19 protein-coding genes and 2 pseudogenes are annotated in these 15119 nt (G+C 38.7%); 4 read left to right on the plus strand and 17 right to left on the minus strand.

Features of this window, described 5'->3' with window-relative positions:
* Window positions 1-88: 88 nt before the first annotated feature.
* Window positions 89-679, plus strand: a complete 591-nt coding sequence (locus tag JCM19055_RS16000) for a histidine phosphatase family protein (RefSeq protein WP_042360427.1) — start codon at window positions 89-91, stop codon at window positions 677-679.
* Window positions 680-802: 123 nt separating this feature from the next.
* Here the strand turns inward: JCM19055_RS16000 and JCM19055_RS16005 are convergent, their stop codons facing one another.
* From JCM19055_RS16005 to JCM19055_RS26585, 4 genes and pseudogenes are all read right to left on the minus strand, one after another.
* Window positions 803-1225, minus strand: a complete 423-nt coding sequence (locus tag JCM19055_RS16005) for an NUDIX domain-containing protein (protein ID WP_042360428.1) — start codon at window positions 1223-1225, stop codon at window positions 803-805.
* Window positions 1226-1441: 216 nt separating this feature from the next.
* A pseudogene (locus JCM19055_RS16010) lies at window positions 1442-1985 on the minus strand (site-specific integrase).
* A 388-nt stretch (window positions 1986-2373) separates the two neighbouring features.
* Complete coding sequence (locus JCM19055_RS16015) at window positions 2374-3528, minus strand: hypothetical protein (protein WP_152549929.1); 1155 nt, start codon at window positions 3526-3528, stop codon at window positions 2374-2376.
* A complete protein-coding gene (locus JCM19055_RS26585; RefSeq protein WP_152549930.1) occupies window positions 3494-3706 on the minus strand; it encodes a hypothetical protein in 213 nt (70 codons plus the stop codon). Before JCM19055_RS26585 ends, JCM19055_RS16015 begins: the two co-directional genes overlap by 35 nt.
* A gap of 98 nt (window positions 3707-3804) precedes the next feature.
* Between JCM19055_RS26585 and JCM19055_RS16020 the strand changes: the two genes are divergently transcribed.
* Together JCM19055_RS16020 and JCM19055_RS16025 are read left to right on the plus strand one after the other, a co-directional pair.
* Window positions 3805-4182 carry a nucleoside deaminase gene (locus JCM19055_RS16020; protein ID WP_370543180.1) on the plus strand — a complete coding sequence of 126 codons (378 nt, stop codon included), beginning with the start codon at window positions 3805-3807 and terminating at the stop codon, window positions 4180-4182.
* A gap of 171 nt (window positions 4183-4353) precedes the next feature.
* A complete protein-coding gene (locus tag JCM19055_RS16025; protein WP_081833773.1) occupies window positions 4354-5091 on the plus strand; it encodes an SDR family NAD(P)-dependent oxidoreductase in 738 nt (245 codons plus the stop codon).
* Window positions 5092-5187: 96 nt separating this feature from the next.
* On the opposite strand, the gene JCM19055_RS16030 is transcribed toward JCM19055_RS16025, so the two are convergent.
* The 10 genes and pseudogenes from JCM19055_RS16030 to JCM19055_RS16060 form a co-directional block, all read right to left on the minus strand.
* Window positions 5188-6693, minus strand: a complete 1506-nt coding sequence (locus JCM19055_RS16030) for a tripartite tricarboxylate transporter permease (protein WP_042360431.1) — start codon at window positions 6691-6693, stop codon at window positions 5188-5190.
* Window positions 6694-6905: 212 nt separating this feature from the next.
* Window positions 6906-7205 (minus strand): tripartite tricarboxylate transporter TctB family protein, encoded by a 300-nt coding sequence (locus JCM19055_RS16035; protein ID WP_042360432.1) that lies wholly within the window; start codon window positions 7203-7205, stop codon window positions 6906-6908.
* Window positions 7206-7227: 22 nt separating this feature from the next.
* On the minus strand, window positions 7228-7428 hold the full coding sequence (locus JCM19055_RS24390; protein ID WP_052366440.1) for a hypothetical protein: 201 nt from the start codon (window positions 7426-7428) through the stop codon (window positions 7228-7230).
* Between the two features lie 23 nt (window positions 7429-7451).
* Complete coding sequence (locus tag JCM19055_RS16040) at window positions 7452-8216, minus strand: tripartite tricarboxylate transporter substrate-binding protein (RefSeq protein WP_052366441.1); 765 nt, start codon at window positions 8214-8216, stop codon at window positions 7452-7454.
* Window positions 8217-8230: 14 nt separating this feature from the next.
* Window positions 8231-9025 (minus strand): PdxA family protein, encoded by a 795-nt coding sequence (locus JCM19055_RS16045; protein WP_370543183.1) that lies wholly within the window; start codon window positions 9023-9025, stop codon window positions 8231-8233.
* The gene (locus JCM19055_RS30060; protein ID WP_265182248.1) at window positions 8910-9212 is read right to left on the minus strand and encodes a hypothetical protein; all 303 of its coding nucleotides are present in this window, start codon (window positions 9210-9212) and stop codon (window positions 8910-8912) included. Before JCM19055_RS30060 ends, JCM19055_RS16045 begins: the two co-directional genes overlap by 116 nt.
* Window positions 9213-9225: 13 nt before the next feature.
* Window positions 9226-10241: pseudogene (gene pdxA, locus JCM19055_RS16050) on the minus strand (4-hydroxythreonine-4-phosphate dehydrogenase PdxA).
* Between the two features lie 2 nt (window positions 10242-10243).
* A complete protein-coding gene (locus tag JCM19055_RS32050; protein WP_081833775.1) occupies window positions 10244-10537 on the minus strand; it encodes a nucleotide-binding domain containing protein in 294 nt (97 codons plus the stop codon).
* On the minus strand, window positions 10440-11546 hold the full coding sequence (locus JCM19055_RS16055; RefSeq protein ID WP_042360433.1) for a four-carbon acid sugar kinase family protein: 1107 nt from the start codon (window positions 11544-11546) through the stop codon (window positions 10440-10442). Before JCM19055_RS16055 ends, JCM19055_RS32050 begins: the two co-directional genes overlap by 98 nt.
* A 1-nt stretch (window position 11547) precedes the next feature.
* On the minus strand, window positions 11548-12315 hold the full coding sequence (locus JCM19055_RS16060; RefSeq protein ID WP_042360434.1) for a DeoR/GlpR family DNA-binding transcription regulator: 768 nt from the start codon (window positions 12313-12315) through the stop codon (window positions 11548-11550).
* A 423-nt stretch (window positions 12316-12738) separates the two neighbouring features.
* On the opposite strand from JCM19055_RS16060, the gene JCM19055_RS16065 reads away from it, so the two are divergent.
* Window positions 12739-13380, plus strand: a complete 642-nt coding sequence (locus tag JCM19055_RS16065) for a YncE family protein (protein WP_052366442.1) — start codon at window positions 12739-12741, stop codon at window positions 13378-13380.
* Between the two features lie 52 nt (window positions 13381-13432).
* On the opposite strand, the gene JCM19055_RS16070 is transcribed toward JCM19055_RS16065, so the two are convergent.
* The 3 genes from JCM19055_RS16070 to JCM19055_RS30070 are packed head-to-tail and all read right to left on the minus strand — an operon-like array spanning window position 13433 to window position 15098.
* The gene (locus JCM19055_RS16070; RefSeq protein WP_265182249.1) at window positions 13433-13963 is read right to left on the minus strand and encodes an HAD-IIA family hydrolase; all 531 of its coding nucleotides are present in this window, start codon (window positions 13961-13963) and stop codon (window positions 13433-13435) included.
* Complete coding sequence (locus JCM19055_RS30065) at window positions 13950-14207, minus strand: hypothetical protein (protein WP_265182250.1); 258 nt, start codon at window positions 14205-14207, stop codon at window positions 13950-13952. The genes JCM19055_RS16070 and JCM19055_RS30065 overlap by 14 nt, the downstream gene beginning before the upstream one ends.
* Window positions 14208-14222: 15 nt before the next feature.
* Window positions 14223-15098, minus strand: coding sequence for an iron ABC transporter permease (locus JCM19055_RS30070; protein WP_265182251.1), 876 nt, complete (start codon window positions 15096-15098; stop codon window positions 14223-14225).
* Between the last annotated feature and the right edge of the window lie 21 nt (window positions 15099-15119).

Genomic DNA, 15119 nt, shown 5'->3' on the forward strand with positions numbered 1-15119 from the left:
GGATGTAGAATTTCTTATTTATTTGAATACATCGGTAAACTATGATAGGATAACGTTCTGTTTTAACTGATGTAAGGAGGAGAAATGAATGCAAATACTACTAATTAGGCACGGGGAATCGGAAGCGGATATTTTAAACGTGCATGAAGGCAGAGCAGACTTTGAATTAACGGAAATGGGCAGAAGACAAGTGGAAAGTTTAGTACATAAAGTGAAAAATGACTTTCCACCCGATTTTATATGGGCGAGTACATTAAAACGAGCGCGAGAAACCGCTGAAACATTAGCGGAAGCCATAGGTTGTCCAGTGAAATTTGAAGAAGAACTCATGGAATTTAATAATGGTATACAAGCTGGCATGTCTTTTGAAGAAGCGAAAAAGTATCCGAAGCCAAAATTCCTTCACGATCGTTTTGAAAATGGCGAATCATTCATCGAGTTTCGAATGAGAATTGAAACGATATTTTCTAAAATTGTGACAGAGAATAAATGCGAACGAATCGCGATTGTCGCTCATGGTGGCGTTATTATTAGCATATTACGTGCCTTTTTCCAAATGCCAATGACCATGGATTACTACTTTAAAATAGGGGATACAGGGATTAGTATGATTGAAATTACGGATAAAGAAAAGGTCATTCATTTTATCAACGATACAAATCATTTAGATAGTCTCTAGGCAAAGTTGGAAATCAGCTAGTCATCGACTTGATGTTATTTCCATTTACAATAAAAAAGCGAATGCCATTGTATACCCATACGATAGAATTCGCTTTTTAATTTATGTAATTACCCTTAAGTTCTAGTCAGCTTGGAAATAATAAGGAGCTGCTACCCTTTGTTCTACGAAACATTGAACGCCATTAGGAAAGTAATCCATAATATTTTCAGCTTCTTTTATATCAATCCAACGGATATCCGTAATTTCATTTGGATCGTTAATGGATTGTTCTCCTCCTATTATTCTAGCGCCAAAGGTGAAAAACACAGCATGTGCGTGTGGAAAGAATTTCTCATTAATAGCAACAATATTATCAATTGCAACGTTTAATCCAGTTTCTTCAAATGTCTCGCGAATAACAGCTTGTCCTAATGTTTCTCCACGTTCTCTTGCTCCGCCTGGAAGGCTCCACTCACTCCCATGTTCGCGTCTGTTTCCAACCATAAGAACCTTGCTAGTTGTATCATCATAAATAAGCGCATAGACTACATCGACTCGTTTCATCAATTATCCTCCATTAGATCATTAAACGTTAAAAAGGTAATTCCGGATTGTGTTTTTTTGTAAAACCTGAGCTTTTCTTGAACGTAGGGTTAGTGTATACAGTAAAGCCGTTTTTCACTTAATATGTATTAATTTTCTTAATCATCAGTCACATGCTTGAATTTGCAAATTAGATTAACAATCATGGGTAATCATCCATCTAATTTGCAAATTCGATTATAGGTAAAAATCGTCCAAACTCTCGTCAATTTCATCTTGCCGAATCCCAATATAACGCTTTGTAATTTGCGGTGTCGAATGGTTAAAGATTTCTTGTAAGATCGCAACATCTTTTGTTTGATTGTAAAAGTGATAACCTAAGCTTTTCCGCATGCTGTGCGTTCCGATACTCTGAAGACCAGCACGATCAGCTGCTTTTCTAAGAATACGATACGCCTGTACACGACTAATCGGCTCTTTCGTCTTCTTAGATGGAAACAAGTACTCTGTACTCGCCATTCCTTCTACATATTCGTGAATATCTTGTTGCAACTCAAAATTCACTTTAAAACGACGTGTCTTCCCGGTTTTCTTCTCAATGACTTCAATATGTTTACGGTTTATAACGTCATTCACACGTAAACCGATAAAATCACTAATCCGCATTCCTGTATTTAGGCCGAGGGAAAACAAAAAAATAGTTCCGTAAACTATCGCGTTTTAATATACGTTTCATTAACTGGATATCATCACGATTACGAATTGGTTCAACGAGCTGCATCCCCTTTGTTCGTAAGGAATGATAATCACTCAGTTCAAGTGGCTTTTCACCGTTTTGTTTCTTTTTAGAAAGCTGCTGAATCCGCTTCTCTAGATGGTCTTTCCCGTAACGTTCATGTAGGCGTTCGTATTGTTCGTCGGTTAAATAAACATAAGGAGCTACTTCTCTCTTCTCCACAAAATCGCCTCCTTTATTCAGATTACCTTAGAAGTAATGTGAACGCAATATGTTACATTAGGATTCACATGAAAACACTCAACATCCCTTATCACAACAACGCTTCTCTTAATTCTCCTTCGTTATATTCTAATGTAACAAAATAGATATTGTGTTACATTATCTATTATCAAAAAAACACCCATAGAACATTGTTCTACGGGTGCATCAATTAAGCAATGAGGATCAATAACCCTACAGCGATGACTGCAAACAGCAACGCAAATGGCAAATTCGTAAGCATAATTCTATATGGATTCTGGTTCGTATGACGGGCGGTCATCGTCACAACAATTCCATAAGGAGACATCGTAAACGTTGCTAACGCACTGACGATATACATAATGGTAAGTTCGATTGGCATGTCTGGTTGTAAGATTGGTGCCACGATTTCATGAACTAGAACCATTGATGCGATCGGGTGAATCCCAATAAGTGCTAGTGAATAAAAGCTTAGTGGGATTAACAATAGCAAGACGAACGGATGCTCTTCAAATGCTCGTAAAGGTTCTTGTACGATGGTAAGTAATTCGGTTTGATTTAAGATTCCTGTAAACCAACCGAGCGACATAAATAAGACGAGAAACGGGTGAATCCCCATTGAAAGCTGTTGCTTTAATGCTTTTTTTCCATTTTCTATAAAGGGTTTTACTTGCCCAAATAAAAGCGTCCAAGTAAACGAAAACAATGGAATAAGTAAGATTACCGTCAACAAAAAGGAAAGTTGTAACCACTCTCCGATTAATGTAACGAGAAGTAAAAAGACGACAACTGCCGTTATAAGTGAACCTTTTGACCTTCCATGTTCACTCGTGTACGTATTGATGTGATTAAGGCTTGTCCCTTTTAATACGCGAGGTCGGATCAGTTCAATAATGGTCATCGTAACGGACAATAACAATAAATAAGGTAGCAGTGAGAAATAGCTCTCCCCTGTTAACCCGATCGCGGTTACGACCATAATTTCCATAGGCATCCAAACGAGGGCTAACGCGTAAGCACGAAGTGTAGATTTACTAATGATGCGATTTCGTGTCTTAATTGGCAGTTCAGATAGATGGTCATTTAACGTGTTTTGTAACAAAGGTAAAATTGAGAAATTCATAAATGGTACGAATCCATAAGTCGTTAACAAGGCGCGGTTTTCAACGTTTCGAGTATGGGTTGCACGTGTAAAAAGCCAAGCGTTCACGTTGCGGTCATAATAGAGGGTTTCAATTGCTGCTTGCATGAGCGGTACGATGGCTACAAATACAACAAGCGTTAAATTACTTGAAAACAATTGCGGTAATTCATTGAAAGAAATCGTGCTGAACGGTAATAACACCGCTCCACCAAGTAAAAAAAGCAAGCCCCATTCCTTTAAAGAGTCGATTACTCTGATAAAATGAATAAACAAGCATCGGTAAACTTAGAATGCCACATAGCGATAATAAGAGAGACGATTCTAACGCCAAACCGATAAAGACAATAATGAGGATAATAGCATAATACAAGCGTTGCAAACTTCTCCCTCCAATGATAGTTAGATAACTTTGGTGACGGTTTATTTTACCATAACTTTATATAAGCAACCCAATGAACTTCAAAAGGAGATGTCTTTATGATCACTACACAAGATTATACGTATTTAGAACGGTGTGTGGAACTCGCAGCGATCGCATTGGAAGAAGGAAACGAGCCCTTCGGTTCAGTACTCGTATCGGAAGGTGGCGACATTTTGTTTGAAGATTATAACAAAATTTCAAGTGGCGATCCGACGAAACATCCTGAATTTGCGATCGCTCAATTTGCCTCGATACATTTAAGTGAATCAGAACGTCATCACGCAACGGTGTACACCTCTGGAGAGCACTGTCCAATGTGTGCATCCGCGCACGGTCTTGCTGGATTAGGCCGAATCGTCTATGCAAGCTCCAGTGCACAGCTAAGGGAATGGCGAAAAGAATGGGGACAAAAAGCAAGTAACTTGAAGCGTTAACCATTCAAGACGTGTTAGTCAAAGCAAATGTTGATGGTCCTGTACTCGAGCTAAGTGAGCAAATAAAAACACTTCATGTTAAACGACGCTCACGTGCGTAACGAATACGTTTGTCGGTACGTTATTACGGGTAATTAACGTCCATTACGTTAAATTGAGGTGATGAAGACGTTGACACGATTACAAAATAAAGTTGCACTCGTTACAGGTGCTACAAGTGGAATTGGCTTAGGAATTGTAAAGCAATTTAGTAAAGAAGGCGCAACAGTCATTGCAACCGATGTACAGAAAAGAATTCTTCATGAAGAAGCCCCTCATGCACCATTCATGACGCTCGATGTGACCTCCGAAGAGGACTGGAAGCATGTCGTCTCTTCAGTGATTGAGAACTATAAAACGATCGATATACTCGTCAATAATGCTGGAATCCATGTTCCTGATAAACTATTAGAAACGTCGCTGGATGATTATAAGCGCATGATGGACACGAACGCAACGAGCGTTTTCTTAGGAATGCGTGAGGTCATCCCCCATATGCAAACAAACGGCAAAGGTTCGATTGTAAATATAGCTAGTCTAGCTGCTTTGACTGGTAGTGGTGCTGCGAGTGGTAATGGTACCGCCTATAGTGCATCAAAAGGTGCTGTTCGTGCACTTTCAAACCATGCAGCAAATCACTTTGCTAAAGACAATATCCGTGTGAACACGATTTTCCCAGGACCAATTAAAACACCAATTATGGGTAAGCGCCAAGAAACCATCCAAGAACGTAATCGCGACGTCGTTCCCCTGCCACCACATTACGGCGAAGCGAGCGACATTGCATTTGGCGCTCTCTATTTCGCCTCTGACGAATCCCGTTTTGTCACGGGCGATGAACTCGTCATAGACGGAGGATCTGTTCGTTAACTCAAGAAAAAGTACAATGCTGAATGGCATTGTACTCAAAATTATTAACACAACTTAGAAGTTTGAAGTTAGGCAACCTTACTTCCATTTTATCCTCTATGTTTTTATATTTGGAGCAGCTGAATGGGTGTTTCTTTTGAACAATCTTTTTATCAAAGGGAACGTCAGTGCAAGTAAAGCAAGAATAAGTAGGGTTGCACTAATTGGTCTTGTGATAAATATTGATAAATCTCCACCAGCCATTAATAAGCCTCTACGAAACTCTTCTTCTGCTATAGGACCTAGAACAACGCCAAGTATAATTGTTGCGAGAGGAAACTTTATCTTATCAAAATAAAAACCGATAAGACCGAACAACAGCATAATCCATACATCAAACATGGAATTTCTTACAGCAAACGTACCAATAACGCATAGCAATAAGATAACCGGTCCCATTACTGAATAAGGAATATTCATGATTTTAGAGAAAACCGCTATAAAAGGTTTCGCGAAAATTATCATTAGTATGTTAATAATCAACATACTAATGATAATTGTATAAACAAGTTGTGGCTCATTCGTGAATAACATAGGCCCTGGTTGAAGACCATGCATAATAAAGGCACCGAGAATAACTGCAGTGGTTGCCCCACCTGGTAAGCCTAACGATAATAAAGGAACCATTGCGCTTACTGCGGCACTATTGTTAGCAGATTCTGGAGCAGCTATCCCTTCTGGAGCCCCTTTTCCAAACTTCTCAGGGTGTTTTGACCATCGAACAGCTTCACTATAACTTAACATTGCCGCAGTCGTTGCTCCAACACCTGGTAATACACCGATTGCTGATCCAAGAAGTGAAGATCGCCCAAGAGTAGCCAGGATCTTCTTTATAATTGGGAAATCGAAAATTTTAGTTTTGAATTTTTGAAATGTATCTTTTAAAGAATGGTCATCACGACTTCGTCTTAACACTTCAGATACGGCAAACAATCCTGCAAGGATTGGAATAAAGTCAACACCACTTAACAAGGAAGCGTTTTCAAAAGTGAAGCGAGGAATTCCTGATAAAGGGTCCATCCCTATTGTTGCAATGAATAACCCAATCGTTACACCTATGATTCCTCTTATTAAATCACCACCACTTAACGTTGCAACTACGGTTAAACCTAGAATAGCTAGCGCAAAATATTCTGGCGCTGAGAATTGCAAGGCGAATGTTGCGAGGATAGGTGCTAGAAAAATCAAGAATATAGCACCGACCATGCCTCCAGTTGCTGAACTAAGTACAGCGATGCCCAATGCTTGCCCTGCTTTACCTTGTTGAGTCATAGGGTATCCATCGAAAACAGTTGCTACTGATTCTGGAGTACCTGGGACCCTAAATAAAATTGCTGTAATCATTCCAGAAAACACACAAGCTACATAAATCGTTGTTAATAAAATAAAAGCTGAAATAGGCTCCATTCCATATGTAATTGGCAAAACAATAATAATAAGCATCGTTCCACTTACACCCGGTAATGCACCACCAATAAAACCTACGAAAACACCAATAAGTAATACAAGAAAATGTTGGGGTTCAAAAATAGATTGAATACCAAGTAATAATCCTTCTAACATCACTACCTCCTTCCAATGATTCTCAAACCATTAATAGATTAAGAAACTAAATGTCCTGAAAAATCCAATCCCTCTTGGTAACGGAATATTAAAACCATAAATAAATAATGAAATTGCAGCTCCATGACTTACGAATGAAGTGAGTAGTAAATATCGAATCTTAGTCATCCCTAATACTATAGCTAAAAGAATAATAAACAGAGGAGTTGCAATTAAAAAAAACCGATCACTGGCATAAATAGTACATACCCAACCAATACAATCATAATTAACCAATGATAATGTGGATTTGCTACCTCAGATTGTTCTTGCTCTTTATTATGTTGATTATTTTTATTTTCGCGAAATGTCCGGATTGCCAACAAGATTCCCATCAACAACATAACTAAGAGGATGATCATTGGCCAAATATTAGGGTTAATCGTTCCAGTAGACTCTGTCTCTGGGAGATTGAATGTCATAATAAGAAAAAAACAGAGAAAATGCAATAACGATGACGGATAAAACGCCATTATATTTCACGTATTCCCCTCCTTATAAGTCTTCTAGTATACGCTCATATAACTCCATGTCTTGAATGAGCTTATTTTCATATTCCTCTGAGTTAAGCCAACCTTCTCTGAAATTTAGAAAAGCATTTTCTTTATACTGATTGAAGCTTTCAGTTTGTTGTGCTTCATGTAAGACTTCTTCAAGGTAAGCGACAATTTCATCTGGTGTATCTCTGTGGATCATTAACCCACGTTCAATACCGTCTGTTAATTCCCAACCATGCTCAACAGTTGTGGGGATTTCTGGAACTCATCAACACGCTCATCTGCAAAAATGATGAGTGGTTTTATTTGTTCACTTTCTATATAAGAATAAGCAGGTCCCAATTCTTCTAAAATGACATCAACATGCCCACCTAGCAAATTAGAATGCATAGATCCCGCACCTTCCATTGGAACATAAGTCATATCAATTTCAGCTGCTTCCATGAACCTTCTAGCATTTACTTCATCCATACCCATCGTTCCAACTGAAGCAAATTGAAGTTCACCCGGATAATCTTTAGCATAAGAAACGAGTTCTTCAATAGATTCAAATGTACCTTCCCTGACTTGCAATGAATAGATATCACTTTCTACTCGCCCAATTGGTTGAAGCGTAGAGAGGTCATTTTGGTTAATTCCTGCAGCTGTTGTTACTGCAAAAGCCGACATACCTATTAACGTATAACCATCTGCAGGCTGATTAGAAGCACTTTGCTTGGCAATCACACCCGATCCGCCTTCTTGATTGATAATATTGAAATTAACACCTAGAATTTCACTCATTTCATTTGTTATAGTTCTCGTGAAAATATCAGTTCCACCACCAGGTCCATGACCAACATAAACATCAATGTCACGATTTGGATAGTTTTGAATGTCTCGATCACTTGCATCGGGTGTGATAGTTTCATGTACAAAAGCGCTTACAATTAAGAGAGCAGAAAATAGAGATGTAAGCAAAAACAACTTTTTACCCTTTGCTGTCACTATAAACCCTCCTTTTATAACTGAATAGCAAGCTTTAAAGCTTCAAGAGTCGCCCCTTCATCAGCTTCCCCTCTTCCTGCAATATCAAAAGCAGTACCATGAGCCGGCGTAGTTAAAGGAACGGGTAATCCTCCACTAATGGTGACCCCTTTATTAAAGCCAAGTAACTTCATACCTGTTTGTGCTTGATCATGGTACATGGCGACTAAACAATCAAATGGCTCTTTACGTCTTCGCACAAAAAGAGTGTCGGCAGGGTAAGCACCACGTACGTTAAGTCCTTCTTCTTTCGCACGTCGTACTTCTGGTTGAATGACTTCAATTTCTTCTAAACCAAGCATTCCTCCATCTCCCGCATGAGGATTTAGAGCGGCAACGGCAATTTCTGGATTTAGATAACCTGCTTTCTTTAATGTCTCATTGGCAAATCGTATCGTCCACGCAACTTTTTCTTTTGTTATAAGGTCCGCCACTTCTTTCAGAGACACGTGTGAAGTCACTCGTGTTACCCACAAATCTTCCATCTTATTGATTTCACTAAAACCTGATGTGACTCCAAATAATGATGCGAAGAAGTGTAGTTCATCTTTAAAATGATGCCCGCCACGGTGTAATGCTTCTTTATTTAATGGCGCATACATTATGCTAGAAATAATGTTTTCTTTTGCAAGTTCAATAAGGTACATCAAACACTCACCCGCTGATTTTCCAGCTTCGGGTGATAACTTTCCTAAAGAATACGATTCTGATGGTAATGTAGAAACTTCTATAAAATAAATTGTTCCTACATTTGTTTTTGCATCTTTTATATCTTGAATGTATGTTACTTCTATTTTTTTTCCCTGTAATCATTTGTGCATGTTCTAAAACTTCTTTATCCCCTGCTATGATCCACGTTGCCTGTGTTCGAACCTCCTCATTTTGGAATGCTTTTACAACGAGTTCTGGTCCAATTCCAGAAGCATCTCCTAATGTAATTCCTATTCTTTTATTCATAGTTACACCTTCCTTATAATTTTTCAGTACTTGAATTATTAAAATATGGCGCATATTGAGCAGCAACTTTTAAACACTCGATCATACTTACTTCACTTGCTATACCTTTTCCAGCAATATCAAATGCTGTGCCGTGATCGACAGAAGTTCGTAAGAAAGGAAGACCATTCGTAATAGAAACGGTTCTTTCAAAGTCAGTCATTTTTGCGGCAATGTGGCTTGATCATGATATAAAGAAAGTACAGCATCATATTTACCTTGTAATGCTTGATGAAATACAGAATCAGCGGGCACAGGACCAGTTACATCTAAACCATGTGCCTTTGCCCTTTCTATTCCAGGAGCAATTTCAACTACTTCTTCATTTCCAAATAATCCATTTTCCCCACTGTGTGGATTTAAACCCGCAACGGCAATTTTTCGTTCTTTAATCCCTAAATGTTTCATTGCTTCATCACAACGTTTTAGATAATCAAAAACACGATCACTCGTCATTTGATCAATAGATTGTTTCAACGATACATGTCGAGTTAAGAAAAAGATTCTAAGTGTAAGTACTTCAAACATCGTTAAAGGATCTTCAACATTGGCCATTGCTCCAAGCATCTCTGTGTGTCCAATATACGGAACTTCTGCAGCTTTTAGTGATTCTTTGTTTATTGGTGTCGTAGCTAATGCTTCGGCATAACCATCTTTTGTCAATTGAACTGATTTTTCGATATATTCAAACGCCGCTTGACCACATTGTGCTTGTACCTCACCTTGAACCAAACTCGTAAAGTCTAGATTTTCTATATGAATTAAATTTAAATGCGCTCCGCTAAAATCACCATCTTCAATTGAAGTAATTTGTCGCACTTTCAAATCAACATTGGTTTGCTCAATTGCTTGTTCCATTACTTTGCGATGACCGACAACAACAGGTCTACATAACGCATTGATGTCTTTATTGTATAAAGCTTTGGCTGTTATTTCTGGTCCAATTCCAGCAGCATCACCCATAGGGACAACAATTAGTGGTTTACTCATTCTTATACCTCCGATATCTCTTCATTGTAAGACTCAATTTCTAATTTTGTTACGCATGTCTCAATGATATCTAAATCTCCTACTGAACCGCCCTTTGTCATAATTCTCAAGCCATCTAAACTTCCGCCTTTTATACTTCCAAAAGCAGTAAGTGGAGCGATTTGTCGCCATAAGTGTAATCCATTTGCACCTGATTCTTTACAGAGTGCCGTGGTAAAATCTCCTCCGCTCGTAAAACACCCACTTATGGATTTCTCCTTTTTGAGTATTGAAAAAAATAAAGGTTGCAAATCCATTCGTTATTTTTTGCGATACTTCTTCTATCGTCATTTGATGATTTGCTGCATATTCTGCTAGAGATAGCCTTTGCTCTCCTGGTATGACCGTGGTTGCTACCACTACATCTTCGTTTGAAAACATTTCGATTAATTTCTCCGATAATTCGGAGAAATTAACTGTACTCGCCGGTTTTAAAAACAACTTAGGATTTAATACGAATGGTACTATTCCTCTCCCTTTAGTAAAGTTCATCATCTGTGTTTCTATTAACTGATTTGCACTGCCGATACAAACTAGCGTCTTTGCAGTGCTCTTACTTTTTCGATGTAAAATATTTCTCATAAAACGGTAAGTCAATGGACCTGGATCAAATGGGTATGTTGGACGTTCGCAGATGACCATGGCTTTGGCAATACAGTCGATTTGTTCATTCGTTTTAGCGTCCACGATTAAAACTTTTCGATTATGGTTTGCTTCTAAATTAAATTGCCTTGCAAGATGCAGCGGTCCACGTTCAACGTGAGATAACGCGATATTAGTTACTAATACATTTGTTTGCATTTTTATTATTTTTGAAATGTTTGAGTCCTCAATTGGTGTTGTCGGATCTTTTCCAACACTCGTTTGATGCATTAATTGTCCATCCACATATAGCAAACCATCTTCAACTGTTCTCCCTGAATCAGGAAAACTTGGAACGATAACGATTATAGATTCTTTTTCAAAAGCATGAAGCCAAGCTTCAATTTCAGTACCGATATTCCCTCGCATGGTGCTATCGATACGATTTGCGAATAGCCTCACCCCTGCAGTACGATAATTGTTAATCATATCAAGCAAACGTTTTTGTGCTACTACAGGTTCACTTTGTCGACTATTCGTATCAATCATCGTTACTTGGGCTGAAGAATCTATTCGATGATCAGACCAGTAAAATTTCGTTTCAACTTGAAATCCATCCTCCGAAAATAAAGCTCCACATGCATTTGCTCCTGTTAAGTCATCCGCAATTACGAGCAATTCCATTTTAATCCCCCTTGGTAACAACCTCCATGCTCATGCTCTGCGTATACTCTTCTAACTGTTCATCCGACAAATTATCGTTTGTAATTGCATATGTAATCACATTAAGTGAACATACGCTAGCAAAAGATTTAAGATTAAACTTTGTTGAATCTGCAACGAGAACTGTCATCTCTGATGCTTCTATCATTTTCTTTTTAATATTGGCTTTTTCTAGTGTTGGTGCAGTTATTCCAGCTTTAGGATGTATCGCATGAGCGCCTAAGAAGAATAAATCAGCATGAATCGTTGATAAAAAATTCTCAGCCACTGGACCTGTACAAGCACCTATACCTTGTTGCATTTCTCCCCCCGTTAAAATTATTTCGATGGGATCGTCAATACATTCCATTGCTAATTTAATATCATTGGTAATAATAGTTAAATCTCTTCGATGTTTAATAAGTCGAATAATCTCTAACGTCGTCGTTCCAGAATCCATTAAAATCCTTCCATTTTCGGGAATATAGTCCAAAGCTAAAAGTGCAATTTGTTTTTTTTCTGAGAGATTAATTGAGGCTTTATTTGTATAAGGAACTTCTGCTACAAGCTCTTTAACAGGTACTGCCCCCCCATGAACCCTAATCAGATGACCTTGATTTTCTAATTCAGTTAGGTCTCGACGAATGGTCATCGTAGAAACATTTAAATTCTTTGCTAATTCTTCAATTTCTACTTTTTGAGAATCATTGGTTAAACTAATAATCTTATTCTTACGTTCATTTGCATGCATGGCACACCTCACAAAAGTTCATAAATAACATTAATAATTTCATTATTGTTCATTTTAAACATTTTGTCAATCGAATTCTGATAATAATTATAATTACATGTGTTTTATGTTCAATGTAAACATTTGTGTTTTCGATTTCTGAGATCGAGATAAATTATATAGCAGCGTGCTGAAAAGAAAGTCTGAAATGGCCAGGCTCTATCATTACTTATTAAGTATTTGATTTGTGCTTTGGCTGTTTATGAACCAATTGGTACACACCTTTCATAGTCTCCAACTTCTCCAACAATGCCAGAAGTACCAAGGTTTTTGTACGTGACAAACTTGTAACAAGCTACTTCAGTCATTAATACAATAACTGGGGAACAAGTTGTCGATCCAATACCGGTTAGTGTATTTCCTATAGCTATTGCATATAATCCTGTGACTGAACTAGCTTATGTTGCGAATACAAACACGGATGACGTATCCGTTATTGATGGTGCAACAAATACAGTGATCGCTACAGTTCCAGTAGGGACAGCAGCATCTTTTGCAGCTGTAAATCCAGTAACGAATCAAATATTAGTTACAAATACGTTTAGCAACGACGTTACAGTCATTGATGGTAGCATGAATACACCACTGACCCCAACGATCCCAGTTGGTGAAGATCCTCAAGGCATTGCGTATAACCCAACGACAAATCAGTACTTTGTTTCCAATAATTCGAGCAATACGGTATCAGTCATTGACAGCACATCACTTCGTGTTATTGCGACAATTCCAGTCGGTGTGCAACCTTATGCGGTTGACATTAAGCCGATTACGAATCTTATTTACGTAACGATATTAGTGGATGACGCTCTTGCTGTGATAGACGGAGCGACACTTACTCTAATTGATACAATTCCAATCGGGGATGCACCATACGACCTCGCTGTTGATCCTACTAAAAATCGTATTTATGTCTTGAATAGTCTTGATGATCAAATCGTTGTCCTTGATGGGGCAACGAATACAATTCTACCGTTTGCTTATAGGACTGGCCGCCAACCGTTTAGCATCATCGTAAAATATCCGTAAATCTACTTGCGGTAACAAAAAAAGTACAATGCATCTTTGCATTGTACTCCATTTATAAATTTATCAACTCACGAACACTAGTCAGTGTCGTCTTAGGCACGATCAGCGACTTCTCGAGCATTTCCGTCGTCGTTACACCCGTTAATACGAGCACGCTATGCCAATTGGCTTCATTTGCCATCTTAATATCGGTTTCTAACCGATCACCGATCATATAACAAGACATTGCAGGTAATCCAACGGCGTCTTGGATGACGTTTGTTGTAATGCTTGATGGTTTACCAGCGATTTCTGTAATTTTCTCCCCAGTTGCTCCCTCAATGGCGCCAATGATTGCACCGCAATCTGGTATCGCGCCCCCTTCGATTGGACACGTACGATCTGGGTTGGTCGCAATAAACGTAGCGCCATTTCGATAAGCAAGGTATGCCTGTTTTAACTTTTTATACGTAAAATCACGGTCCCATGAGACGACAACAATTGTCGCTTCTGTTGCTTGAAATGTGAGTGGAATGTTTGCATTTTGTAATTCTTCGTATAACGGTGCTTCTCCAATGACAAATACACGGTCAGTAGATGCCAAACAATTTTTTTAAATGCCTTGCTAAAATATAGTTTGAGTTATAAATCTCATCAACCTTTACATCCATCGAAAGTGCTGCTAACTTCCGTTTAAAATCAAGTCTCGTAAAGAGTGGATTGTTCGACATAAACAAAACGCGATCACCACGCTCTCGAAGCGTGCGAATGGTCGTTGCAGCACCTGGAATTTCTTTATTCCCTAAATAAATTGTGCCATCTAAATCAAAGATATAGCCTCGTTGCATTCCACTCCTCCTTTGTTAATATAACGAATTTTTCGTCAGGCGATTTGCGACGAGTTGGAGGATGAGTACGACACCGATAATTAAGATCGCCATCGCAGATGCTGTATACATTTGCCCACGTAAAATGTTTTGGAATACCATCAAGCTCATCGGTGCCCATTCAGACGGTGCCAAAAGAATTGTGACACTCGTTTCTTTAATAACCGTAACGAATACGAGAATGGACCCGGCGACAATGCCTGGCAACATCAATGGACCGACAATTGTCGTTAACGTCAACAACCTTGATGCGCCAAGGTTTACGGAAGCTTCTTCAATGTCAGAACGAATGGCCATCATACTCCCCATCGTCGAGCGAATCATGTATGGCATTCTTCGAATTGCATACGCAACAATTAATAGAAAAGCAGTGCCTGTTAATTGTAGAGGAGCGGTATTAAACGTCTGAATAAACGCAATTCCAAGCGCAATCCCTGGTACGACTAAAGGGATGGACGCAATAAAATCAAGTTTCGTTGCATTTTGTCGTACAACAAAATAACTTACCAATGTCGCAACAATCACGCTAATAACAAGCGCCCCACTCGCTAAAATAATGCTGTTCATAATGTTATCCGTTGAGCGGGTAAAGATCGTTGCATAGTGATCGAGCGTAAATCCTCTCGGTAACAAATCGCGGCCCCATGTCGTTGCGATCGATTGAATAAAAACAGAGAACACGGTAAGCACAGGTAATAGAACAACGAGACTTGTGTAAGTGAAAAGTGGTAACGTCACTGCTTTTTTTGTATTGAGTTTTACTTTTTTAGGCTTACCAGAAACCGTTCCGTAATCTTTCCCTTTTGTCGCCAACCGTTGTAACCAAAAGAAGATGGCTGCAACGATGACCATGATGACCGTTAAAATTGATGC

Source organism: Geomicrobium sp. JCM 19055 (genome assembly GCF_000698185.1).
Classification (GTDB): Bacteria; Bacillota; Bacilli; order Bacillales; family Marinococcaceae; genus Geomicrobium_A; species Geomicrobium_A sediminis.